7 protein-coding genes are annotated in these 26,995 nt (G+C 39.8%); all 7 read right to left on the bottom strand.

All coding sequences use genetic code 11. The annotated features are described in order from the left end of the window. Nucleotides 1-17: 17 nt before the first annotated feature. Entirely contained in the window at nucleotides 18-10,031 is a 10,014-nt protein-coding gene (locus JJN14_RS00375) for a Rib/alpha-like domain-containing protein (protein WP_201058619.1), read from the bottom strand. A 303-nt stretch (nucleotides 10,032-10,334) separates the two neighbouring features. Beyond that, nucleotides 10,335-16,478, bottom strand: a complete 6,144-nt coding sequence (locus JJN14_RS00370) for a MucBP domain-containing protein (RefSeq protein ID WP_201058618.1) — start codon at nucleotides 16,476-16,478, stop codon at nucleotides 10,335-10,337. Between the two features lie 225 nt (nucleotides 16,479-16,703). Further along, nucleotides 16,704-17,582, bottom strand: coding sequence for a glycosyltransferase family 52 (locus JJN14_RS00365; protein WP_201058617.1), 879 nt, complete (start codon nucleotides 17,580-17,582; stop codon nucleotides 16,704-16,706). Continuing rightward, on the bottom strand, nucleotides 17,579-18,283 hold the full coding sequence (locus JJN14_RS00360; protein ID WP_201058616.1) for a cytidylyltransferase domain-containing protein: 705 nt from the start codon (nucleotides 18,281-18,283) through the stop codon (nucleotides 17,579-17,581). Before JJN14_RS00360 ends, JJN14_RS00365 begins: the two co-directional genes overlap by 4 nt. Next, the gene (locus JJN14_RS00355; protein ID WP_236253697.1) at nucleotides 18,267-19,511 is read right to left on the bottom strand and encodes a sodium:solute symporter family transporter; all 1,245 of its coding nucleotides are present in this window, start codon (nucleotides 19,509-19,511) and stop codon (nucleotides 18,267-18,269) included. The genes JJN14_RS00360 and JJN14_RS00355 overlap by 17 nt, the downstream gene beginning before the upstream one ends. Nucleotides 19,512-19,623: 112 nt before the next feature. Next, the gene (locus JJN14_RS00350) at nucleotides 19,624-20,955 is read right to left on the bottom strand and encodes a glycosyltransferase (protein WP_201058615.1); all 1,332 of its coding nucleotides are present in this window, start codon (nucleotides 20,953-20,955) and stop codon (nucleotides 19,624-19,626) included. 199 nt (nucleotides 20,956-21,154) lie between these two features. After that, nucleotides 21,155-26,974 (bottom strand): ZmpA/ZmpB/ZmpC family metallo-endopeptidase, encoded by a 5,820-nt coding sequence (locus tag JJN14_RS00345; protein WP_201058614.1) that lies wholly within the window; start codon nucleotides 26,972-26,974, stop codon nucleotides 21,155-21,157. Nucleotides 26,975-26,995 lie beyond the last annotated feature (21 nt).

The following is a 26,995-nucleotide window of genomic DNA, read 5'->3' as shown; positions in this document are numbered from 1 at the left end:
AGAAAATCTAATTAGAATTAGTCTTCTTTTTTCTTTCGAGCAACAAGTCCAAATCCACCTAGGGCTCCAAGAAGTCCAAGCGCTGCTAGGCTAGCGTTAGCTTCTGTACCTGTGTTTGGAAGTTCTTTTTGACCTTCAACATATTTAGGTGTTTCTGGTTTAGAAGCTTGTTGGCTTGGAGTTGATGGTCCAACTGGTGTTGATGGTTCAACATGCTTAGGTATGACTGTTACTGGGACTTCTACCTCTACGATTTCTCCTGATGGTAGTTTCACTTTTACTTTAACACTTGGTTTTTGTCCTGGAGTTTCTGTTGTTGGGATTTCACCAATCTCTACGATTTCGGCACCTTTTGGTAACTCAACATGTTTCTTAACATCATCTTTGCCAATTGGAGTTCCAACCTCTACCACAATTGGAGTAACTTTTACTTTATCATCTGTCGATGGTGTTGATTTAGGAGTTACAATTACTGGTACATCAACCGTCACAGTACGTCCATCTGGCAATTCAACTACTACTGATACCGAAGGCTTAGTTCCTGGTGTTGTAGTCGTTGGAATATCACCAACTTTTTTAATCTTCCATCCTTCTGGTAACTCAACATGTTTCTTAACATCTTCTTCTGTTACCGGAGTTCCAACTTCTACTACGATTGGAGTAACTTTTGGTTTAACAATTACTGGGACCTCTACTGTAATTTGTTTACCATTTGGTAATTCAATTACTACTGGTACAACAGGTTTTACTCCTGGAGTTTCAGTTCCTGGTTTATCTCCGATAGAAACGATTTTCCCACCTTCTGGAATCTTAACATTTTTCTCAACATCTTCATTCGTGATTGGGTCTCCAACATTTTTGATGATATCGTTAATTGGTGTTACATTTACTGGAACCTCTACTGTGACTACTTTACCATTTGGTAATTCAACCGTGACTTTAACTGGATCCTTCTTACCTGGAGTTGTCAAGTCTGGAATGTTTTCAACATTTGTGACCTTGCCACCTTCTGGAATCTTAATTCCTTTAGTGTAATCCTCTGGTGTTAATGGAGTTTTCGTAACTGGAGTTTCAATTTCCTTAACAGGTGTTACATTTACTGGAACCTCTACTGTGACTACTTTACCATTTGGTAATTCAACCGTGACTTTAACTGGATCTTTCTTACCTGGAGTTGTCAAATCTGGAATGTTTTCAACATTTGTGACCTTGCCACCTTCCGGAATCTTAATTCCTTTAGTGTAATCCTCTGGTGTTAATGGGGTAGATGTGACTGGTGTCTCAATCTCTTTAACAGGTGTTACATTAACTGGGACTTCTACTGTAATCACTTTGCCATTTGGTAATTCTACCGTTACTTTAACTGGATCCTTCTTACCTGGAGTTGTCAAGTCTGGAATGTTTTCAACATTTGTGACCTTGCCACCTTCTGGAATCTTAATTCCTTTAGTGTAATCCTCTGGCGTTAATGGTGTTTTCGTTACTGGAGTTTCAATTTCCTTAACAGGTGTTACATTAACTGGGACTTCTACTGTAATCACTTTGCCATTTGGTAATTCAACCGTTACTTTAACTGGATCTTTCTTACCTGGAGTTATCAAGTCTGGAATGTTTTCAACATTTGTGACCTTGCCACCTTCTGGAATCTTGATGCCTTTAGTATAATCCTCTGGTGTTAATGGGGTAGAGGTGACTGGTGTCTCAATCTCTTTAACAGGTGTTACATTAACTGGGACTTCTACTGTAATCACTTTGCCATTTGGTAATTCTACCGTTACTTTAACTGGATCCTTCTTACCTGGAGTTGTCAAGTCTGGAATGTTTTCAACATTTGTGACCTTGCCACCTTCTGGAATCTTAATTCCTTTTGTGTAATCCTCTGGCGTTAATGGGGTAGATGTGACTGGTGTCTCAATCTCTTTAACAGGTGTTACATTAACTGGAACTTCTACTACAATAACTTTTCCATTTGGTAATTCAACCGTGACTTTAACTGGATCCTTCTTACCTGGTGTTGTCAAGTCTGGAATATTTTCAACATTCGTTACCTTGCCACCTTCTGGAATCTTGATGCCTTTTGTGTAATCCTCTGGTGTTAATGGGGTCTTAGTTACTGGAGTTTCAATTTCCTTAACAGGTGTTACAGTTACTGGGACTTCTACTGTAATCACTTTGCCACTTGGTAATTCAACCGTTACCTTAACTGGATCTTTCTTACCTGGTGTTGTCAAGTCTGGAATATTTTCAACATTTGTGACCTTGCCACCTTCTGGAATCTTAATTCCTTTAGTGTAATCCTCTGGTGTTAATGGAGTTTTCGTAACTGGAGTTTCAATTTCCTTAACAGGTGTTACAGTTACTGGAATCTCTACTGTGACTACTTTTCCATTTGGTAATTCAACCGTTACCTTAACTGGATCCTTCTTACCTGGTGTTGTCAAGTCTGGAATGTTTTCAACATTCGTTACCTTGCCACCTTCTGGAATCTTGATGCCTTTTGTGTAATCCTCTGGTGTTAATGGGGTAGATGTGACTGGTGTCTCAATCTCTTTAACAGGTGTTACATTAACTGGGACTTCTACTGTAATCACTTTTCCATTTGGTAATTCAACCGTTACCTGAACTGGATCTTTCTTACCTGGTGTTGTCAAGTCTGGAATGTTTTCAACATTTGTGACCTTGCCACCTTCTGGAATCTTGATGCCTTTTGTGTAATCCTCTGGTGTTAATGGGGTAGAGGTGACTGGTGTCTCAATCTCTTTAACAGGTGTTACATTAACTGGGACTTCTACTGTAATCACTTTTCCATTTGGTAATTCAACCGTGACTTTAACTGGATCCTTCTTACCTGGTGTTGTCAAGTCTGGAATGTTTTCAACATTTGTGACTTTACCGCCTTCTGGAATCTTAATTCCTTTAGTGTAATCCTCTGGTGTTAATGGGGTAGAGGTGACTGGTGTCTCTATTGAGACTGGAACGACTTCTACTACGTTAACAGGTACAGGTACCTCTTTAGTCGCAACTACTTTACCATCTTTCACATACTCTACCACTACTGTCGCTGGGATTTGTACACCAACTGTTGCTGTAGGTGGTACTGTTCCTGTTTTAACTTCTGTAACTGTTACAGTAACTCCTGATGGAAGCCCCTTCACGTTATTAGCTGCTTTTTCAGCCTGTTCTTTAATAGCTTTTTCTAGTTCTTGCTTATCACTATCTTTAAGAACTGTTACACCTTCTGGGGTTACTTTTGGTAATACTGTCACTGGGACTTTTACTGTCTCTTCACCATTTGCATACTTAACTTTAGTTGGTACTGTTACATCGGTTGCTCCAACTTTATCCTTTGTATCTGGTAAATCAGCTTCTGTTGGATCTTGTACTGTTCCACCTTGTCCTGGTGTTACTGCATCTTTTACTTTAGCTATTTCAGGTTTGTCGCCTTCAACAACGTATACTTGATCAGCATTTGAACCAACGACATTTACAGTAATTTCTGCATCTTTTGTATACTTAACGCCATCTACTGTATAGGTTACTGGGACTTTTACAGTTCCTTTGTTTGTTCCTGCTTCCGATGTAATGGTTGCAAGCACTTCTTCTGTAATCGCTCCAACTTCTACATCTTTGGCACCATCTGGTAATTTAGCTTTGAAATCTGCTGAGTTTGCTACTTCTTCCGCTTTAGCTTTAGCTACTTCTTTAACTTTATCTGTAGTTTCACCTTTTGGTACTGTTACTTCACCTTTAGCAACTGGCAATACTGTTACTGGTACTATTACTTTCTCTGGATCTTTAATTCCTTCGTAAGTTACTGGAACTTCGACTGTTACATCTGTAGTTCCTGCTTTTCCAGTTGTTTCTGGTAATGTTGTTGGTTTACCAACTGTCCCGCCTTGTCCTGGTGTTACGGCATCTTCAGCTTTCGTTGGTTTATCACCTTCAAACACGACTACTCGTTTAGTTGTTGATCCAACTACTGTTACTGGGACTTCTACTTCTTTAGTACCAATAACGTTTCCTTTTTCATCAGTATATTCAATAACTACCTTAGCTGGTTTTTGTTCTCCTGTAGCAGTTGTTTCAGGTTTTTCTTTCACTTCTTTAACAGTTACTGTTACACCTGCAGGAATATTATCTTTTGGTAATGCATCCACTACTTCTTGAGCTTTTGCTTTAACCATTGTTTCTAAATCTGTGCTATCTTTAAGTACTGTTACTCCCGTTGGTTTAACAACTGGTAATACTTTCACAACTGCAGGGACTTCTACAAGTTTATCTTCACCATCTTTCGCAACTACTGTTACTTTCTTATCTCCAGGTGTTGTTGTATCTACATCACCATCTTTATAGGTGAACTTAGTTCCGTCTGGATATTGATCAGGATTAATGCTTTCAGATGGATCTGGTTGTGTATTTTGAGGATTTTCAAATACATATTGCACTTCAGGATCTACTACCACAACTTTAGCTGGAACTTTAACAATCGTATCTTCACCAACTTTAGCCACAACGACTACATCTTTCTCTCCCGATGTAGTTGTATCTACTGGAGTTTCATAAGTAAATTCCGTTCCGTCTGGATATTCACCCGGTGTGATACTTTGTTTAGCTTCTGGTTGTTTATTAGCTTTATCAGCCACAACGTATTGTGGAATACTGTCAACTACACGTACTGTTGCTGGAACTCTTACTAGTTCATTTCCATTTTCATCAGTAACAATAATCTTAACTTCTTTATCTCCAGGTGTTGTTGTATCTGGTTCTTTTTCGTAAGTGAATTTAGAACCAGCTGGATAATCATCTGGATTGATACTATCTTCTGCTTTTGGAGCTTCTTTTGGATCTACTGGGACAATTTGTGGATATCCTTCAACAACTTTAATCGGTACATTAACAGTTTCTTCACGTTTATTATCCCCTGAACCATATGTCACTGTCACAGGAGCTGTTAATGTGTCATCCCCAACTTTATCAGTTGTATCAGGAAGTTTAGTTTCATCTACTGTTTTCTCATTTCCTTTAGTAGTAACAGCATCTTTTAATTTTTCTGAAGATGGTTTATCTCCTTCTACTACATAAACAGGTTTTGCAGTTGAAACTTGTGGTTTAACTTTAATTGTAAACTCTTGATCTATTTCTTTCTTAGTATCAAATGTTGGATCCTGATCAAATGGATTATCTACAACATCATATCCCATAGATTTCAAAACATCAACACGTGCTTGAACTTTTTCTTCTGGAATTTTATCTCCTGATTTACCAGTAAGATCATCAATATTATATTTCGTATCTAATGGTGTTTCAACACCTTCATCATCTACTGAAACAAATTTTACTTTTGCTTTTTGATCGTCTTTATCATAGGTAATCTTGATATTTGCTTTTGGATCCGTAATTTTTGGTGGTTTATATCCTTCTTCTGGTTTAGCAGGATTTACCGGTTCTAATGGTGTTCCATTTCCATCTTTTGGAGTATATCCATCTTTATGAGGAATAATTTGCGTAATTTCACCAGTCTTGGTTGGATCATTTGGATCGTTAGGGAATGGAATCGGATCTCCATCCTTACCAGTGGTTGGATCAACAGGAATCCAGCTTCCAATTTTCGTATAAGTAACTTTATCCGTTTCATCAGGGATTACTTTTGTATCTTTTGCAGGGGTTGCTGCTTCTTTAGCTGGAATTTCTTTTTTATCAGCAATATATCCTGGTAGAACGTCTACTCCAACTTTATCCCATGTTTTATTTGGACTTTCCCAATCAGTATAGGTTACTTCTTTTGTAACAAGATTAACGGTCGCTTTTCTTGTGAATGGTACCGTTTGAACAGTATCATCCTTAGCTTTTTCTTCAGCTGCTGTATCTGAATCTTTCTTCACATATGAAATCACACGTTTAGCTGTTGTATTCAAGTCAGATTCAGCTAATCCCTCAGGCCATTTAAGTTCTGGTGTATCCCCATTTGGATCTACTGGACTATCTTTTTCATGTGGTGTTGATGAAGGTACTTCAATGATTCTAGGTTTAACCACAATTTTAAATGTTTGAGAAGGTGCTGATGAACCATCTGTTGGGTTAATATCTTCCTTGTCATCAAAAATTGGATGATGATTATCTTGAATATGGTATTCATCACTTTCTACTTCATAACCTTGGTTCTTAAGTTCTTTGATTTTGTTGTCAACATCTGTACTTGCTGGTAATTCTGAACCAGATTTTCCTGTTAAATCAAAGCTAGAAACCACTTCATTTGCGGCTCCATCGACTTTCTTCTCAATCACTACTTTAGCTGTTTGAGTAGAAGGTATATATGTAATTGGTGATTCCCCAAATTTGTCCGTTGGTGTAAATCCATCTGGAACTTTATAGCCTTGAGTTGGATCATTTGGATTTTTCGGTGTTAATTCTTGTCCGTTATATACTGGAGTATATCCTGGAACATATGGAATTGTTATCGTGCTAAAATCACCTGGAACCGTTGGATCAGTCGGGTTATTTGGATAAGAGATCTTATCTGGTGCTCCTTGTGGTTTCTTACCTGCTGGATAGTTAGGTACAAATGAACCAATTTCTTTATAAAGAACTTTCTTCACTTCAGAAGTTGCTGTTCCATTTTGTGCTGGCTTAGGAGCATCTTTTTCTGGAACAAGTTTATCCGCATTATCCACTAATAAATAATTATTAATAACTGGAGATTCAACTGAGTTATACTTACCATTAGTACCATCTGCTTTAGCATCAGTTAGTTTATCCGCTTCATTGTAAACTTCCCAATCAGAGTAAGTTACTTCTTTTGTTTCAGGATTAACTGTTGCTGTACGTTTGTAAGTTACTTTTTGCACCTTTTCAGCATATAAAGGAGTAGCATTATCTTTGTTTGCATCTTCTTCTTTTAGATACTTAATTGTACGTGTAACTTCTTTAACTAAGTCCTCACGAGTAACTCCTGCTGGATATTTACCAAGATTTTCATCTCCTTCTTTTACAGGTGTATCTGCTGTTTTTGGAGATACTGGAGCTGTTGTGCTTGGATTTGTTGGATCAGTTGTTACTGTTGGGTCTACTTTAATTAAGTCTAAGACATGAACAGTGACATTTGTTTCTGTTGATTTCTTACCTTCACTATCAGTTGATTGAACTTTTACAGTGTAATCTCCAACTTTAGTTGTATCTAGATTACCTGCATCACTTACTGCAATTGTTGGTTTAGTAGAATCAACTCCATCACGATCATCTTCTAAGTCAGTTGCTGATGGTTTCGCTTTTTCTAGAACTTTATCATTATTCCATTTGTCAGCTTCTTTGGTTTTATAAACATATAAATCTTTTTTCTCAACTGCTACTGTTGGAGCTTCGTTTAGAACATTAGCATAAGCTGGATCTGATTCGTTACCTGCTTTATCAAGCACAGTAACTTTGATACGTTTGTCAGGATTTGTTGTCTCATTCGCTTCTGTCAAATCTGTTCCTTTTGGAACTGGAACAACTAATTTACCATCGCGTACTTCAACTTTTGTTTCACCAATATACCAACCATCTTCTTTTTTATTTAAAGTAATTGGAGTTTTACTATTTGGTAACGTAACTTTCATTGAAGTTACTCCACCAATAGCTTCTTTAATATTGTCTACCTCAGTATCAGCATCACGGTCCGTTCCATTGTTTCTATCATTGTCAGCGATATCTTGTTTTTCTCTAGGTACATCTGTTAAATTAGTATCTTTTTCTGTTGGAACAGAAATTAATAATTCTGTTGGTTGATTTTTATCAGTTTTTTCTCCATTAATGCTATCAGTATGAACTGGTTCCACAGTAGGAGTTACTGGTTTAATCGTATCGATGTAAATTGTTTTGTTGTAGTAGTAATCTGGATTGTCTGTATTTCCTAGAGCATTGAATGTATTTCTATATGGACTATTTGGATTTACAACACCTGTATTTTCTAATACTCTGTTGCCTTGTAAATCTGTAAATCCTTCTTTAATTTCTGCAGTTACCTTAAAAGTAGCTGTCCCTTTGAAATTTTTTGCCGTTGTGAAATCAATACCGAATGTTCTTGTCCCATTCTTTGCTGGATCTGAATCCCCTGCATTGAATTTCAATCTAAGCGTTCTTGTTGCTTCATCATACGATACGACTTGGAAAGGACCAGGCCAATTCCATTCATTTGCTTTTTTTAGAGAATCTTTTAATTCGACACCTTCAGGAATTTTAATTGTGTATTCATAAGCGCCGTACGTTGGTAACCCACCAACGTTTTTCACAGTAACTCTTAATTGACCGGATTCTTTGTCTTTATAGAGAGTGTCTTCTCCATAAGAGGATGTAGCCTTATTACGAACAACATCTGTTGTCATTTCTAATGCAGCACCAACAGCTAAGTTGACCCCACCTACAAAATATCCATCTTCAATTTCTGATTTACCATTTACTGGATAGGTCTTTTTAAATGCTGGTCCATCCTCTAGTGCCTTAATTGTTATTTTAATTTTTTTAGTCGTATTTGGAGTATTAATAATCGTTCTCCAGAATCCGAAACCATTACCATTCCCTCCATCACCATACGGAGTTGAAACGTGTGTTGTTTCACTATTATTATTCGCATCTTTCAGTGTTGTTAAAACTTCACCTGTGTCTGCATCTGTAACGGTAATTTCTACTTTTTCACCAGTACCAGCAGTACCCATATTCCCATAGGCACCACCCGTTAATGCACTAAGATATAATCTAGAATTCGGATTGACATTAAATTCTTTCGAAATTTGTGTACCTTTTTTATTTAACTGAATATAATAGCCTTTACCGACAGCAGAATGTTCTGCATTATTTAAAGGAATACCAGGTACACTTGAGTAGTTGACACCATTTGCATAGTTTTGATTAGCTTTATTAGGCGCTAAAGGATTGTCTGGAGTAGGAGTATCGTTATACTGTCTATCAATACTTCCATTATTATCGTAAACTTTAGATGGTTTTGGTTCAAATCCAGCAGGTCTATCAGCCGCAACTTCTGTTGGAGCTTCAGGTTTGATAGCTGTTACATAATTATTTGTCCCTTCTATCTTCCAACCATCAATTTCATTTTCTATTCGTTTTTCTTTCCAATTGTAAGTAATTTTCCCTAACTTCACTGGGGCTGGATTTGGACTACTAGCATTATTTCTTGAATATTGATTTTCAACAGTTGCGGATTTTGTTTCAACATCTGGAGTATTGAAATCAATATCCCCAAATTGATTTTTCAAACTTGAAATAACGTTATCTACTGGGTTAGCTCCTACCCCCCTCTTATTATTACTTGTAGGACCTTCCGCTGCTTGTTCCCCTACACCAGTAGGAGTCGCTCTAAACCCACTTTCCCCTTTACCAGGAATTGCTTTTCCGTTTCGTGGATCTTGGTTTTTATTTGTTTTTTCTACTTTAGCTTCTGTTTCTGATTTATCTTCTACAGCAGGAGACACTTTGGGCATGCTCTCAATTACAAAAGCCTTTTCTCCTAATCTTGCAACAGTTTTATCTACCTCTGCCTGAGTTGCTTTATCATTTGCTGATAAAGCTTGAGCTTCTAATAGTGCTGCCTTTGCATCCTCAATAGTTTTTGATGTTTTATTACTAATTTCAACTTTATCGATAGCTGATTGAATACGTGAAATCGCTTCTGATAACTTACTGAAGTCTACCTTTGCAATATTTTCTGGTGCTACCCTATCTTCATTAACTAAAGCTTCAGCTGAAGTTACTACTGGTTTAGAAACTGGATCTTTAGAAGGAATTTCTTTTCCCTTAGCATCAGAGCTCGAAACATTCTCTTCGTGATTTAGGTTTTCTTGAGATGGCGATGACTGTTGATTAGACAAATTTGAGCTCGTTCTTGCATCATTTCCTTGAATAGTGTCAGCTTTTGCAGTGGCTCCACCTCCAAACATCATAAGCGCTGCAATCGCTACTGATGCTGCACCAAAACTATACTTTCGGATTGAAAATCGTTGAACTTTTTGTCCATGATATTTTTTTATTCGTGAGTACATTACTACTCCTTTACTTATATTTTTATTTACATCAAGAAAAGTCAGTAAAATCCTCAAATTGATACTAAGAAAATCCCTGACTTCACCTATTGTATAATAAACATAATAACTCTATCCATTCATTATGTCAAGCAATTCGATATTTTAATCGATGTTAATATATAAAAAAGCAAAGATAATTAATAGCTTCAGAAATATGATTAACAACTTTCAAAAAAGATTAAAAATTACCTCATATTTACATAGAAAAAGGAGCGGATATGATATCCTACTCCTTATTCTTATCAGAAAATCTAATTAGATTTAGTCTTCTTTTTTCTTACGAGCAACAAGCCCAAATCCGCTCAAGACACCTAAAAGTCCAAGTGCTGCTAGGCTAGCATGGTCTTCTGTACCAGTATTAGGAAGTTCAGCTTGTCCTTTAGCTTCTGATGAAGCTGCTGGAGCTTGTGGTGCTTTACCATTTACTGGTGCTGATGGCATCGTTGGAGTTGCTGGGTTAGCCGGTGTTGTTGGGTTAGTTGGATTAGCCGGAGCAACCGGTGTTGTTGGTTGACTTGGGTCTGTCGGTTTCACCGGACTTGTTGGGTTTGTTGAAGGTGTTGATGGAGAACCTGGTTGAGATGGAGTGAGTGAGCCTCCATTTGTAGTACCTTCTTTGACTTCTTTATAAACGTAAGTTACTTCTGTTGTTCCTTCTGTTACTTTACCATTTTCATCACCTTTAGTTGAAGTTGGTACTAATACGTATAGTTTTCCATCTTTCGTAGTGATTGTAGCTGGTTTGTTGTCAGTTGTGTCATATGCTGAGCTTACTGATCCGTCTGTAGTATCTTTAACGTCTTCTGCGATTGTGTTACCCGCTTCGTCTACATAATGAACGACGACGTTTCCTTTTACTTCTTTGTACACATATGTTACTTCTGTTGTTTTACCTGCTTCAACACTTCCGTTTTCGTTACCTTTAGTTGATGCTGGGACTAATTCGTATACTTTTCCTTCTGGAGTTGTAATACGAGTTGGTTTCATATCGTTATCAGTAGTGTTGTACGCAGCTCCTGGTTTACCGTCTTTTGTATCAACAGCGTCAGTTTGGATTGTGTTTCCAGCTTCGTCTACATAGTGAACTACTACTTGTCCTGCTTTTTCGTAAACGTAAGTTACTTCAGTTTTACCTTCTACTACATCTCCTGTTTCAGGTTTAGAATCGTCTTTAACAGCTTTTTCTGTTAAGTAGTATTTAACACCATCTTTTTCGATTGTTGCTGGTTTGTTGTCAGTTGTATCGTATTTGGCGTTTAGAGAAGCACCTTTTGTATCTTCTTTATCGTCAGCGATTACGTTACCTTCTGTATCAACGTAGTGAACCACTACATCACCAGTTACTTCTTTATAAACGTAGGTTACTTCTACTGTCCCTTCTGTTACTTTACCAAACTCTTCACCCTTAGTTGAAGTTGGTACAAGTACATATACTTTACCATCTTTTGTAGTGATTGTAGCTGGTTTGTTGTCACTTGTGTCGTATGCTGAGCTTACTGATCCGTCAATCGTATCTTTAACATCTTCAGCGATTGTGTTACCCGCTTCATCAGTGTAGTGAACGACTACATTACCAGTGATTTCTTTGTAAACATAAGTCACTTCTGTAGTCTTACCTGCTTCAACATCACCAGCTTCGTTACCTTTAGTTGATGCTGGTACTAATTCGTATACTTTACCTTCTGGAGTTGTGATACGAGCTGGTTTCATGTCCTTATCAGAAGTATCGTATTTAGCTCCTGGTTTACCGTCTTTAGTATCAACAGCATCTGCTTGAAGAGTGTTTCCAGCTTCGTCTACGTAATGAACAAGAACGTTTCCTGCTTTTTCGTATACATAAGTGATTTCTGTAGTTCCTTCTACAACAGCACCGTTTTCTGGCTTAGAACCGTCTTTCAATTCTTTAGCTGTTAAGTAGTATACAGTTCCATCTTTTTCAAGTTTAGCTGGTTTGTTGTCAGTTGTATCATATTTCTCACTTAGTGATCCATTTTCTACATCTTTCGTATCGTCAGCTAATGTGTTTCCTTCTGTATCAACATAGTGAACGACTACATTACCAGTGATTTCTTTGTAGACATAAGTTACTTCTGTAGTTTCTCCAGCTTTAACTTTACCTGTTTCATCACCTTTAGTTGATTGAGGGATTAATTCGTATACTTTTCCTTCTGGAGTAGTGATACGGTTTGGTTTCATTCCGTTATCAGCAGTGTTGTAGTCAGCGTTTGGTTTACCGTCTTTTGTATCAACAGCATCTACTTGAATAGTGTTACCTTTCTCATCTGTGTAGTGAACGACTACTTGTCCTGCTTTTTCGTAAACGTAAGTTACTTCAGTTTTACCTTCTACTACGTCTCCGTTTTCTGGTTTAGAGTCATCTTTAAGAGCTTTTTCTGTTAAGTAGTAAACAGTTCCGTCTTTTTCGATTTTCTCTGGTTTGTTGTCAGTTGTGTCGTATTTAGCGTTTAGAGAAGCACCTTTAGTATCTTCTTTATCTTCAGCAATGATGTTACCTTCTGTATCAACATAGTGAACGACTACATCTCCAGTTACTTCTTTATAAACATAGGTTACTTCTGTAGTTCCTTCAGTAACCTTACCAGTTTCAGCACCTTTAGTTGATGCTGGTACCAATTCGTAGACTTTGCCTTCTGGAGTCGTAATACGTTCTGGTTTCATTCCGTTATCAGAAGTATCATATGGTGTGCTAATTGATCCATCTGTTGTATCTTTAGCATCTTCAGCAATTTTATTTCCTGCCTCATCTGTATAGTGAACTACTACATTACCTTTTACTTCTTTATAAACGTATGTTACTTCTTTAGTTTGACCTGATTCTACAGTACCTGTTTCATCACCTTTAGTTGATGCTGGGACTAGTTCGTATACTTTTCCTTCTGCAGTTGTGATACGAGTTGGTTTCATTCCGTTATCTGCAGTGTTGTATTCAGAACCTGGTTTTCCATTGTCAGTATCTTTAGCACCTGAAGCAATATCTTTACCGTCTGCAGTTCCTACTAATGGAGTTCCGTCTTCTGTTTGGTAATTAACGATTACTGATCCAGCTTTTTCATAAACGTAAGTTACATCAGTTTTACCTTCAACTACGTTTCCAGTTTCTGGTTTAGAATCATCTTTAAGACCAGCTTTTGTAATGTAGTATACAGTTCCGTCTTCTGCAGTGATTTTTTCTGGTTTGTTATCAACAGCAGTATCATATTTTTCGCTTAGAGATGCACCTTTAAGGTCGTCTTTATCAGCTGCGATTTTGTTACCTTCTGTGTCAACATAGTGAACTACTACATCACCAGTTACTTCTTTATAAACGTATGTTACTTCTTTAGTTTCTCCAGCAACAACTTTACCAGTTTCTTCACCTTTAGTTGCTGTTGGTACTAATTCGTATACTTTGCCTTCTGCAGTTGTGATACGAGCTGGTTTCATTCCGTTATCAGAAGTATCATAATCTGATCCTGGTTTTCCATCTACAGTGTCTTTAGCACCTGAAGCTACATTTGCACCAGCTGGGTCAACACCTACTAATGGAGTTCCATCTTCTGTTTGATAGTTAACGACTACTTGTCCAGCTTTTTCATAAACATAAGTTACTGTAGTTGTACCTTCAACAACATCTCCAGTAGCTGGTTTAGAATCATCTTTCAATTCTTTAGCTGTTAGGTAGTATTTAACACCGTCTTTGGTGATTTCAGCTTTTTTGTGGTCTGCTGTGTCGTATTTAACGTTTAGAGAAGCATCTGTTTCGTCTTTTTCGTCTTCTGCGATTACGTTACCTTCAGTATCTTCATACTTAACGACAACATTACCTTTTACTTCTTTATAAACGTAGGTTACTTCTTTCGTTTCACCTGCAACAACTTTACCAGTTTCATCACCTTTAGTTGCTGTTGGTACTAATTCGTATACTTTACCTTCTGCAGTTGTAATACGGTTTGGTTTCATTCCGTTGTCTGCAGTGTTGTAGTCAGTTCCTGCTTTAGCGTCTGTAGTGTCTTTAGCACCCGAAGCAATATCTGTACCGTCTGCAGTACCTGTTAATGGAGTTCCGTCTTCTGTTTGGTAGTTAACGATTACTGATCCAGCTTTTTCGTAAACGTAAGTTACTGTAGTTGTTCCTTCTACTACGTCTCCAGTAGCTGGTTTAGAACCATCTTTCAGTTCTTTAGCTGTTAAGTAATATTTAACACCATCTTTCTCGATAGATTCTTTTTTGTGGTCAGCTGTATCGTATTTAACATTTAGAGAAGCATCTGTTTCATCTTTTTCGTCATCAGCAAGTGTGTTACCTTCAGTATCTTCATACTTAACGACAACATTACCTTTAACTTCTTTGTAAACGTAGGTTACTTCTTTAGTTGTTCCTGATTCAACCTCACCTGTTTCTTCACCTTCAGTTAAGTCTGGAACTAATTCGTATACTTTGCCTTCTGCAGTTTTAATACGAGTTGGTTTCATTCCGTTATCGGCAGTGTTATAAGCTGTACCTGGTTTACCATTATCAATGTCTTTTGCACCTGATTCTACAGTTTTACCAGCTCCATCTTCGTCTACTACTGTTCCTGCAAGTGGAGTTCCATCTTCAGTTTTGTAGTTAACGATTACTGATCCAGCTTTTTCATAGATGTAAGTTACTTTTGTAACACCTTCTACTACTGTTCCTGTTTCAGCTGGTGATGTAGTTTCTGTACCATTTACAGATGTCATTGTGTTTGCTTCGTTTAGGTAGTAAACATTTCCTTGTGCATCTGTAAGTTTTTGAGGTTTTTCAGTTTCATTTTCTTTAGTGTTGTAAGGTACGTTTTTAGAAGCTGTAGTACTACTTACAATTACATCATTTCCATCAGCATCAACATAGTATTTCTCAGTTACTACTTCAGCTACTGTTTCAGGAGTATCAGTGTAAGGAGATTTTAATTCTGTTCCGTCTTCTGTTTGGTAGTTAACGACTACAGAACCTTTTTTCTCGATTTCACGAGTTTTTTCTTCTGCATAAGTGTAAGTGATTGTTGTAGTACCACTTGCTAAACGGTATGCACGAAGAGGAGTGATTTCGTCACGGTAAGAATACTCTTCAACTTCCGGCGAAGGATCAGAAAATTTAAGAAGAAAATCACTACTATCTTCTAAAGTACTTGTTTCTTGATCAGTAACGCTTGCTATATCAGCTGTTATATCACTTGTAGGTCTTCCTTTATCATCAACTTGATCTCCCTTATCAGCACTAATCTCCAGAGGACCACCAGTTTTTGCCGCCATTCCTAAAGTAATATATCGTTTGAAATTAAGGAGGTTATCTTCAAATCCTTTTTCTTGAAGATATGCAAGATAGCTTTTTACAAGAGTTTTGTTTGCTTCTCCTGTTAAAGTATCTGGAGCCGCTTTAAAGTTTTGTACCATTGCATATGTTCTATTTAAAGTAGCACCAGTTCCATCTTTATCATCTGCTACATTATCACTAGATGACAATTGTATCTGTGCTGTTAAAGAGAAACTCTCAGTTTTAGCTGTTACATAGGTATTTTTCTCAAGGACGAAAACATAATCTCCTTCTTTGATTCCTCCATCAGCCGTTACGTTCGCTGAATTGAAGTTTTTTGCTGTTGCTTCTCCAGCTTTGAAAGCTTCTATCATCTTAGCATCAGAAGTGATTGCACCTGAATCAGCTTGTACATATTTACCATATGTTCCTTTTCCTGTTTGTTCAACAATCCAAGCTTTTCCACCAGGTTTTACAGTATCATAAGTGATTTTACCTTCTGCGTTACTTAACCCTTCTGGAGTCAATTTCGCAGTTACATCACCTAGAGTTGTGTCAGAGTACACTCCTCCACCGTTTCCAGTAGTTTCAACCTTAGGTTCTCCGATTAGGTGGTAAGTCTTCCCATCTTTTTCGATTGTTTCTTTCTTACCATTTTCTTTAGCGTCGTTTAGGTCGCTAGCTTCTGCATCACCACCTGTAGTTCCTTTGAAAACTTCTCCTGATTTACCGTATACATCGTATGGTGTTTCGATAGTTTTATCAGCACCAGAGTTTTGGTTTTTGTTTTCTTCTAATACAGTATTACCCTCAGCAGTTACATATTTGTAGTCTACTTTTCCAGTTTTAGTAATTGTATTTGTTCCCTCTGCAGTTGGATCAGTTGAAAATGCCCTACCTGCATCTGGGTTCTCAATATTAGCTGTATCTACAATTACTGACCCCTTATCATTTGAGATCGTTGTTGTGTTGTCGCTGTTTTCTGTCATCGCTGCTTCTGCAATATGGGGTTGTCCTGCCATTGCAAGGGCTGCACCGACAATCAGACCGACTGTACCGATTTTGACTGAGTCTGAACGACCGTCTTTAAACTTACGAATGGAAAATTTTTCTTTTTTATTTATAAACATCTTCATCATCCTTTTTTTATTGTATAATTTTTATTTTTAAGCTGTTATTATGCTAATACTTGCTTGAAAACTTCAAAATTAGACACTTAATTTTAACACTTTAAAACCTCTTATACAAGGAATTTGAATACTTTTTGATCATTCAAACTATAGTTTTTTGCTATATTTATATATAAAAAATCCATATAGCGTATGGATTTACATATTTTAAAATATACATTTATGCTACCAGCCAAGTGAAACCCTTTCAAACTGACAACCTAAGCGTCGCAATTCTTTTTGACGGTCCTCATAGTAGGGGAGAGAAATACCTGTAATGGTCACATGGGTCAGGTCTTTCAAGTGGAGGCTGACCGATGAAGTAAAATGATAGACATGAACGAACTCGTATTCTTGAAAGAGTTGGGCTAGGACATCTTCAAAGATCAGCTCCGTCTCCAAGTAGGTCACATCAGGGATAGTGAAGGTTTCCTTGGGATGGGGTAGATAGAGGTCAATGGCCAAGGCCTTGGCATAGGTACTGATAAAGCGGATGGAGATCTGATCGTCTTCTTCAGAGAACTTTTGCCCCAGCAAAACCTTGACCGTCTTACCATTTGATACAGGCGCTTGAGGCAGGTCAAAAAAATGCTCCAGATAGACTAGCTTTTCTCTAGCCACGACATGGTAGTCACTGCGATAGAGGGTATAGTGCTTTTCCGTTCGCTCAATCAAGTCATCTCTGGTCAAGCCTAAAGAGCCCACCTGACTGGGCTGAAGAGGCCAAGCATACATACCCAAGGGATAAATATCCGCATAGCCATCATCGAAACTCATGAGGTGCCGGTAGTTTGAACTAGCAATCAAGTCCAGAATCAAGCTATTATCAAAACTAGCATAAAAAATGGTGTCATAGTCGCCAGCCAGCTCCTGACAAATCTGAGCCAAGTCCTCTGCCGTCTGAGGATAGTGAACATGGTCAAAATCCTTGGCATAATGCTCCTGTCGGGCATTTTTGACAGGACTGACATAAAGGCTAACAAAGTCCTGATTAGGATAGAGGCTCTTTATATGCTGAGCTATTTTAGCCTGCAAGGGCGTTGTGGCAATGATGAGGTGTTTCATCTCTTTGATTCTCCTAGGTGGTGATGGTGAAGCAAGGTCTCAACGACTTCAAAGTCCAAGGCATCGTCGATATCATAAGAATAGAGTTTGGGCATTTCATAGGCTACTGTCTTATCCGTGTAAAAGGTCTCATCTCGTAGGTAAAGGTCCTTGCGAGAAATCCAAATACTACCGTTGGGATAGTAATAGACAGGTTCTTTCTGCCGGGCATAGTGCTTGGAAACTTGAGGGGGATGGATAAATGACGACTCCGCAAACTGCAAGTAAAGACTACGACTCTTGTCCGCCTTAACACAGGAAATCAAATGGTCGGCGCCAGACTGACAGTAAAGTTGATAGGATTCGATGAGGTGCTCTACCTCTCTAAGAGGTGAAGTCACCTGTAGATTGACAAAGACTTGCTCTTCCTCAAAGGGCTGTAAAAAGTCGCGTAAGGTTTCTAAGCTAGAGGTTGTTGCCAAGGCCAATTCTTTTGATCTGTGGACACAACGAATCTCTGGATAGGCTTGACGACAGAGTTCTAAATAGGCTAATGAGTCTGAGGAAACCCAGATATCACTAAATAGCTTGGAGGCTAGAGCGACTTCTATGGTATAGAAAACCAAGGGTTTGCCTGCAAGCGGTTTGATATTTTTATCCACCAAGCCGCGTGAACCCGAACGGATCAAAATGACGGCTATGGGTTTAGATGTTTCTTTCATATAGTCTTCCTAGAATTGAGATAAAAAGGGCAGATAGGGGGGCGATAATGCTATTTAACCAAGGATTGGGGTTGGCAAAGAGTCCACTGTAATGATAAAGAACCAAGGCTCCTAGACTAATGACCAGATAGATTTTAGCTAGATACAAACTCGGTCTTTTGAGGAGCAAGACCAAGAGGTACAAACCACCTATCGCACCTAGTGTCAGGCCCATAAAGCCGTTAATCCATTCGTAGATGGAGTAGATTTCTGCATTCATGAGTAAGAGGCAGAGGAGCCAGGACAAGCCTGCTAAGGCAAAGGATAGGAGGCTTGGCGACCAGCGAATCTTTGTCCAAGCAAAATCCAACTTCAAGCAGGTCACGATTGCATTCATACTGGATGAAACTGTGGATTGGCCTGCTGCCAAGAGAGCCAGCATGATGAAACTACCAAACCAAGGTGCCAGACCTTCCCGAGCGTAAGCGATGAGAACAGGATTGGTCGATGTGGTAGCGAAATTTTCCTGACGAATCAAGCAGCCAATCAGATACAGCAAACTGGCAATCCCAAAGGACAAAAGTCCCTGTAGCCATAAGATTTTTCCAATCTTCTGACGCCCCATTTTGCTATTAAAACGTTGGACGATATCCTGCGAGGAAACGTAGGAAAACAAGCTACTAAAACCTGCTCCTACAACTAGGATCAAGACCGTCTGCCCATCCAGTTTCTCTGCAAAGTGAGAGAGTTGCTGACTGCTATTCATGACTAAGCCAGATTGGGCAATTCTCGGTAGAAAGAGGGCTAGTATAGCTAGCAGGACCAAACCCTGAAAGAAGTCCGTCCACAGCACAACCAAGAGACCACCCCTTGCCAGATAATAGACCGTCAAGAGAAGAAGTAAAGCTGACAAGACCAGCTGATTGATGGGGATAAAGGGCTCTAAGGCCTGAGACAACAAGTAGGTCACCACTGCTATTCGCCCCAACTGGTAGAGGATGAAAAGTCCTGAAGCCAGTGAACGAATGCCAGCCGATTGAAACTTATCCTCTAACAGATGATAGGCTGTCTCGTAGTTTCCCTGTTGATAGAGGGGCAAAAAGTAGCGATGGGCCAGCGGAATGGCTAGAAAGATGCCACACTGAGCAAACCAGAGATAGGGCCTGCCTGTATAGGCATTCCCCACCAGAGTCAAAAAGGAAATGGGACTGAGCAAGGTCGCAAAGACTGAGAAGGCCAAAACTGTCACTGGAACAGCTTTCTTAACCTGATAGTAATCCTCTTCGCTCCCTTTTTTCCGATAGGCAATTCAGGAAATCAAGCCAAAATAAAGCAATAGGGTGACTAGAATTCCCAACATCCTAGAAGTTCCTATCTAATAGTTCTCTGTATATGTGAGCTACTTTTTCCAGAGAATAGCGAGAGGCTAAAGCTAGATTTTTTTCATTCGATAGATAAAAATCAGGCTGTTCCATCTCTTCTATCTTTTGAATCAACTCTGATTTGGTTTTAAACAAGTTGATGGCATTGGACTGGCCAGCATAAAAACGATGGGCAATCTCCACATCAGATAACAAGGCTAACAAACCTTGACTCAAGGCTTCAATACAGGCATTGGCAAATAACTCTGTATAACTTGCAGACAAATAGCATTGGTGGAGATGATAAGGTACTTCGTCAACGATACCTTTAAAGTGAATGGTTGGTGGCAGATCGTAGCGATTACGAAGTTCCTCCAGACGCTCCTCTGTACCACCATAAAAGGTAATCTGGGCCTTGGAGCCACGTTTGTAGAGTTCGATAAAAGCTTCAATGACAAGTTCAACGTTCTTACCTTCTCCCATATGACCCACCAAGCAATAGTCCAAAACTGGTCCGATTTTTCTTAGCTGACCTAATTTTTCTGTAAACATTGGTGGTAAAAACTTGGTATCATACCCTTGTTTCGCCAAAGTATCAGTCAACACTTCACTGGCAACCAAGTATTTGTTTGTCTTGCGCAGATTGGCGAGGCGTAAGTCTCGCATGACATTTTCATGGATGACTTCATAGTAATTTTTGTCCGTGTTTTCCATATAACGCCAGAGGCTAGGCTTGGGTACGATTTGTTGGTCACGGATGAAGAGGTCGGTTTGCTGGGCCCATCTGGCTAAGAATTTAACCAGCAAGTCCTCTTCAGAACGGATCTCTCCTCCTATGCGGTAGATGTATTCTGGGTAAAAGATGGTTACAGGAGAGGGTTCTTTAAAGGGATCGATAAAGCGTCCTTCAAGGGCCAGTTCTCCATTTTCATGATACCAACGAAGTTCCTTCTCCTTGAAATCTTCAAATAAGAAAGGACCTTTGGTATAGTAATATCTCCCCGAGCCATCTCCTAGGGTAACAGAGGCCACAAAACCATCCTCATTGAGCTCAACCTGATCTCCAGCTGATAGTGTCAGACTTTCTGGCTTCACTGATAAGTCTGCATGGCCTATATCTGAAAAACTATGCGGAACACATATCAGTTCTTTTTCTAAAAATCCTAACTTGATTAAATCTTTCTTCCAATCAGGACGAAGCTGAGGGCTCGATACAAGGTGAACATATTCCAAACCCAGATATCGTGCTATACGGGCTCGATAGACTTGGGTACTCTCAAAACCATAGCGATGGATTTCCTTGGCTGGATGAATGGTGACAATTCTCGACATGATGTAGACTCTTTCTCTCTTATTTTCTACTTACAAAGGAAAAACCACCCTCACAAAGAAGCGAGGGTGGTTTTTCCGTTACAATGCTTGGGGATTTCCTAGCAAGTTCCCCCTCAAAAGGACTTTATGCTATTCTATCACAAAGACTGACCATCTGCAAGGTGGACTGGTTTAGACAGGATAGCTTGGGGGAGTTTTCTTATTGTTTATAAATCGATTCTCTGAAATCATCTGTGCTACGTAGGTAGGCATTGTAGATTTTTTGTTTTAATAAGTGGACCCAACTTGCAGGAGCGTGGCTTGTCGTACGGTCAATGTTAGCCACATCTTTTGCCACTGCTTGATCGATCAGTTCTTGCATTTGAGCAGCTGAACGAATTGTAATCTCCTTGCTGCTGTTTGGTACACCAAGTTCATACTGAATAGTGATTGGTTTCAACTGGTCTTGCTTGCGAATACGTTTATTAAACATATCCTTCTTGAAATCAGCCCATGAACCGTATTTGTTGGCAAAAACATTTTTCAAGACGAGGCTATCAGTGATGAGGCCCACATCTTTTCGGAGCCAATCTGAATAGGTAATATCCCCATTGCGTTTAGCTTCTTCTGCATATTGATTCGATACATATGGTAAGAAGCCATCTTGGTAACCTTTTTCTGCCAACAATTCGTAGGCTGTCTTTCTAAACATGATATCGCCAGGCGCACCCTTTGGATTGCTGAGGGCCGCATAAATCGGTGAGAACATACTGATAAGATGATAGCCATTACGAGTATAGTCACTCTTATCACGGTAAGCCCGACGGTTGATGATATCATTGTCAATCAAGGCATTGAGACTGGTTAGTTTGCTAACTTCAGCATCTGTCAATGGACGAACAGAGTTTCCTGCATGCGTTTGTTTATGATACTTGTCCTCAATGTAGAAATTCTCTATTTTTCTAAACCATTTTTTCTTAACATCATTTGACTTAGTTAAAATGGCATTGGCTTCCATAGCGTCCAAGGTGTACAAGACATCGTACATACCGTGAACATACTCTTGCAAGGCTGCAGCTGATGTAAAGCGGCTTGTCGGGTCATAAGTATGCAAGCGAGTTGGTGAATCCTTATCCCCTTTATAGAGGGTGTTCAAGACAATAGCATCCTTATCTAGGTTGTCAGCAGATTGTAACAATCCTAGGGCGTACAACTCTGCTCCCAATCCTTCACGACGACCTTTCCCTTCAAAGTAAATATGTCCGTCAGAATTGTGAACCATTTCATGAGTATAGACAGATGTTCCGTATTTATCCAACAAGCGGTCGCTGACATAGTGGACCTCTGAACCGTTGGCATAGGCTCCAGCTCCTTTGCTTTCCCCATACCACTTACCAGTTGGTCCAAAGAAGTTATAAATCGAATCAATGGCCTTATCAGACAGGGTAGCCCAGTAATACTTGCTATTGCTATCTTTCATACCAAAGCCATCTGAAACCATGACTGAACGGAAGAGTTTTTCTTTGTATTCTGGTGAAAGGAGATGGTACCAGATATCGTAGTGGTCTCGTTGCCATTCAGCCGACTGATCGACCTTGGCACGAACATACTGACGCAGTTCTTCTCCTGACAAGACTGTATTATTGACACGGTCACGGTAGCGTTCGTAGCCACCAAAGGCCAAGGTAGAAAGGTTTGAAATCACATAGACATCCTCTTCTGGCAATGTCAATAACGGTAGGAGCATGTTTTTTAATTTCCAACTTGGTGCCGTAATACGGTCATAAACTCCCAGCGTATACTTACTATCCGCTCTAGCTGACTCTTGTTTAGCACGCACTTCTGGAATTGCTGATTTACTCTCTACTATATAGGCCTTGGTATTTGTCTTCAACCATTCATTATTGGTTTTGGTTGGTAGGAAGAGTTTTCTGTAAGACTCTAGTAAATCCGTCACTGTCTTGCGACCTTTTGCGGCGGCCAAGGTTGTCTCATAGGCACTTGTATTATTTGATGCCTTGAGATTTTCCATACCACTCTGACCTAGGGCAATAATGGTATCCAGGGTTGAGGCTGTGCTATTGCCATCAAAGTCAAACTTATAGGTATTGAGGTCCTTGGTATTGATGTGATCATAGTTGATATTGTACCAGCGATTGAGGTAGGTCAAACCAAGCAAGAAAGCTTCCTTGTTGTTCTTGATTTTCTCACTGATGTAGGTCGCTACACTATCTCCCATCGTATTGATAGACTTGTCCATGGCTAGTACTTTACGAAGATGTTCACCGATATTAGCCTTGACTTTTTCAAATTCTTTATCCAAATATAGTGGATCAAGTGAAGCATCTGCCTCAATACCAAGGACTTTTCTCATGGCTGCCGAGTCATATTCGACCCCTTGCAAATCTGCTAGAACCTGATTGGTCACTTTCGTATAATCAGATAGAAAGGCCTCTGGCGTAAAGATAAAGTTTTTGCCTGCTACGCTGTACTCTGCAATTTGTGTATTTTTGAAGTCATCTTTGTAAGTGACGTCCAAGTAGCTGATTGTATTATCAGCAAAATGCAACATAAGCTTATTGATTGCTGCTTTATTGGCCTGAATATCTGTGATGATGTCATTGTCCTTCATTGGTACAACATCCAGTAGTTCTGTGGTGTAGAGCTTATCCGTAGGATCGACTTGATTTCCATAGTGAACCACTAACTCTTTGTTATAGAAAGGCATCAATTTCTCAATATTGTGATAAGCAACTTTTCGACTAGCTTGGCCTTGACTTAACTGAGTATAGTCCACACTTCGTTGATTGTTCTTTAGTGTTTGACCTGTATCGTCTAGTGTCACTGTCATCCCATAAGACTGAACCTTTTCTCTAGCCTGGTCTTGGGTGATTGGGGTCGCATAGAGATCAGCCTTCTTGTTCTCAACAGCAGTGCTGGCATCTTTGATGTCCGCTCCCTTATATTGGTCTCCTGTGATGCCATAACCATCTCCAGTATTAACCATGCTAACGACATGATGGATACGGCCATTTTGCCATGTAGAGCCAGCTATACCTCCGACACGTGGATAGGTTGTCGTATTGAGGATAGTTCCACTTGCTAGTGCATGAGAGACCAAAGCACCACTTTGAACTTTCCCTACAATACCTCCAGCAAATTGGTCATTGTTGCGGGCATTGCTAGAAATACTTGTATCAACAGCTACCTTATCAATCTTAGCCTTAGTACCAGATAAGAGCCCTGCTATACCTCCCACATAGTAAGGAGAAGCATCCGCATGCTTGGCCTGAATGCTACCTGTAAAGGAACTATTAGTGATTTCTGTATCCTGAGCCTTCGCTACCAAGCCTGCAACTGACTTGCTACCTGTCAATTGACCTTCTACAGCTACATTACTAATCTGACTGTTAGTAGCCACTTTTGCTAGACTGGCTGTGTCTTCTTGACTCTTAATCGCTACTGCTTTAAGGTCAATATCTTTCACAGTAGCCTTGGTCAAGTTATCAAACAAGGCTGTCTTGAGGTCATAAATCGCAAACGGCTTCCCATCACTCGCACCGATAAGATTACCAGTGAAAGTGCCTGTCACATAGCTGGTTTGTCCCTTTGCTAAGGCCACTTCATCAGCTGTCATATCAGCTCCAAGTTTAAAGGTTCCAGCAAGATTACCCTGCATGGCAGCAATCAGTTTCTTGAAGGAAGTATAGACACCGTCCTTGGCAAGCTTTTGCTTATCAACTGTGAAGCTATAGTTATCCTTGTATGCTGAATCTTTCTCTTGAACCAGTTCATTGAAGGCAACGGTTACCTTGTATTTCCCATCTTCTGTTTCCTTAATAGAGCTAACTGGTAGCAACATTTCTTTCATCTTATCTGATTTGACTTTGACAAAATAAGGTGACAGGTCGCTTGGTACTTCTGATAGATTCAGATAACGACGGTAGTGACCATCTTCCTTACCATAGAGCCCCACTTCATCCACATCTTTGATTTCAATTTTCTTATAGTCCAATTGAAAATCTTTCGTTGATACTTCTGTATTTTCCTGATCAGATTGGCCTAGATTATAGGTCAAGTAAGTCTTAATTGTATAAGGAGTATAGTAGTCCAAACCATCAATCGTTTGCTGAACGGATAAATCTTTCAAATCCACTTCTTTAATCAGTGTTCCATTTTGAAAAATTTGGGCCTTGGCCTTAACAAAAGCAGACGTCGGATCATCTAGATGATAGTTGACCGCTACTGCTTTTTTGCTCTCATCTTTAACCAGATTAGTAATTTCAACTGTCGGTTTGGTTTTAACAAGACTACCAACCTTGACAATCTCTTTGGTTGGTTCTACTTCTGTACGTGAAATTTCCTTGCTAGATTCTACCTTACCATTTACGAGATAATCTTCAAACTCGATTGTCCGTAAACCATCTTTTCCTTCCTGAGCAATTTCTCGATGATTTTTCAAGATGGTCGCATCTTCGATTTCTTCAGTTTCGTGAGGGATAGTTTCCGTTACTGTTCGACGAGTACTTGTCAAAGGCAGTTCAGGAAGAGCTTCTGCCACAGCAGCCTCGCCCTCGTGACCCTGCTCTTGTGTTCCTTGAGTACTGATTGGATCTGTATAAGACGGTAATTCTGGTTGAACCAGAGATTCTCCTTCATGACCTGACCCTTGCGTGCCTTGGGTACTGATTGAGCTTGTATAAGTTGGCGGCTCTGGCTGAACTAGGGATTCGCCCTCATGACCGGGCTCTTGCGTACCTTTTGCTTCTAACGGGGCTGTGTAAGAAGGTTGAGTTGGTTGAACCAGAGATTCGCCCTCATGACCGGGCTCTTGCGTACCTTTTGCTTCTAACGATTCTGTATAAGACGGCTGAGCTGGCTGAACCAGAGATTCGCCCTCATGACCGGGCTCTTGTGTGCCTTTTGCTTCTAACGGGGCTGTGTAAGAAGGTTGTGCTGGTTGGACTAGGGATTCGCCTTCATGGCCGGGCTCTTGTGTACCTTGGGTGCTAACGGGTTCTGTATAAGTCGGTTGAACGGGTTGAACTAGGGCATCGCCCTCATGACCTGACTCTTGTGTACCTTGAGTACTGATTGGTGCTGTGTAGGCTGGTTGCACTGGTCGAACTAGAGCCTCGCCCTCATGACCTGACTCTTGTGTGCCTTGAGTACTGATTGGTGCTGTGTAGGCTGGTTGCACTGGTCGAACTAGGGCATCGCCCTCATGACCTGACTCTTGTGTGCCTTGGGTGCTAACGGGTTCTGTATAAGTCGGTTGAACGGGTTGAACTAGGGCAGCACCTTCATGACCCGGCTCTTGGCTCCCCTTTGCTTGCACTACAGTTTCTTTGTTTTTTTGTAGTTGAGGCTCTATAGGAGAAGGTGTTCCTCCTTGTTGTTCCTCTATCGTTGAGCTATCTACATTTTCTAAGTTAGACTTGCTGTCATGCGCCTTCTGTTTATCTGATTGCTTAACATCAGTCACTTTATTTTTCACATATCCAATGTATGTATATCCAGGGATATCAACCGGGGCTGGCAAGGCATCTCCTGCCTGAACCGATAGTTGGGTGTTATAAGCAGCTAGTGTTTCGCTAGTCAAGGCAAGGGCAGTTGGAGACAGCAACTGACTGCCTAGAGCGCTTACTAACAAGAATCGACTAATCTTGCTCTTGCCATCACGTCCCTTAAGAACTACTACAATCAATAAACTAAGGCCTGCCACCAAGGCAACAGTCCCTAATGAAGAGCTGGTCCCCGTATTGGGCAATACTTGATTGGCTCGATAAACCAGATAGTAAGTCGCATCAGTTTCTTCCGCTACTTGTGGTAGGGATGTAACCAAGAGAGCCTTCTCTTCATCAGTCAAGTCCGACTCTAAAACATAAGTATAATTAACGGTATGAGATTCTTGGGCAGATACAGTCTGTAGGCCAGTTCCCATCAAAAAGAAACACGCAACTGCTACAGATACAAGGCCAACTGACAATTTTCTTAACGAGAAATTCTGTCTTTCTTCTCCACTAGTTTTGAAATTCATATTCCCCTCTTTTACATTTTT

The organism is Streptococcus mitis, from assembly GCF_016658865.1.
Lineage (GTDB): Bacteria > Bacillota > Bacilli > Lactobacillales > Streptococcaceae > Streptococcus > Streptococcus mitis_BT.
This window is presented reverse-complemented; position numbering and strand designations above follow the sequence as displayed.

Excerpts from the sequence above, each read along its gene's own strand:
- JJN14_RS00375 (WP_201058619.1), bottom strand. The coding sequence starts at position 10,031 with ATGTACTCACGAATAAAAAAATATCATGGACAAAAAGTTCAACGATTT.
- JJN14_RS00370 (WP_201058618.1), bottom strand. The coding sequence starts at position 16,478 with ATGTTTATAAATAAAAAAGAAAAATTTTCCATTCGTAAGTTTAAAGAC.
- JJN14_RS00365 (WP_201058617.1), bottom strand. The coding sequence starts at position 17,582 with ATGAAACACCTCATCATTGCCACAACGCCCTTGCAGGCTAAAATAGCT.
- JJN14_RS00360 (WP_201058616.1), bottom strand. The coding sequence starts at position 18,283 with ATGAAAGAAACATCTAAACCCATAGCCGTCATTTTGATCCGTTCGGGT.
- JJN14_RS00350 (WP_201058615.1), bottom strand. The coding sequence starts at position 20,955 with ATGTCGAGAATTGTCACCATTCATCCAGCCAAGGAAATCCATCGCTAT.
- JJN14_RS00345 (WP_201058614.1), bottom strand. The coding sequence starts at position 26,974 with ATGAATTTCAAAACTAGTGGAGAAGAAAGACAGAATTTCTCGTTAAGA.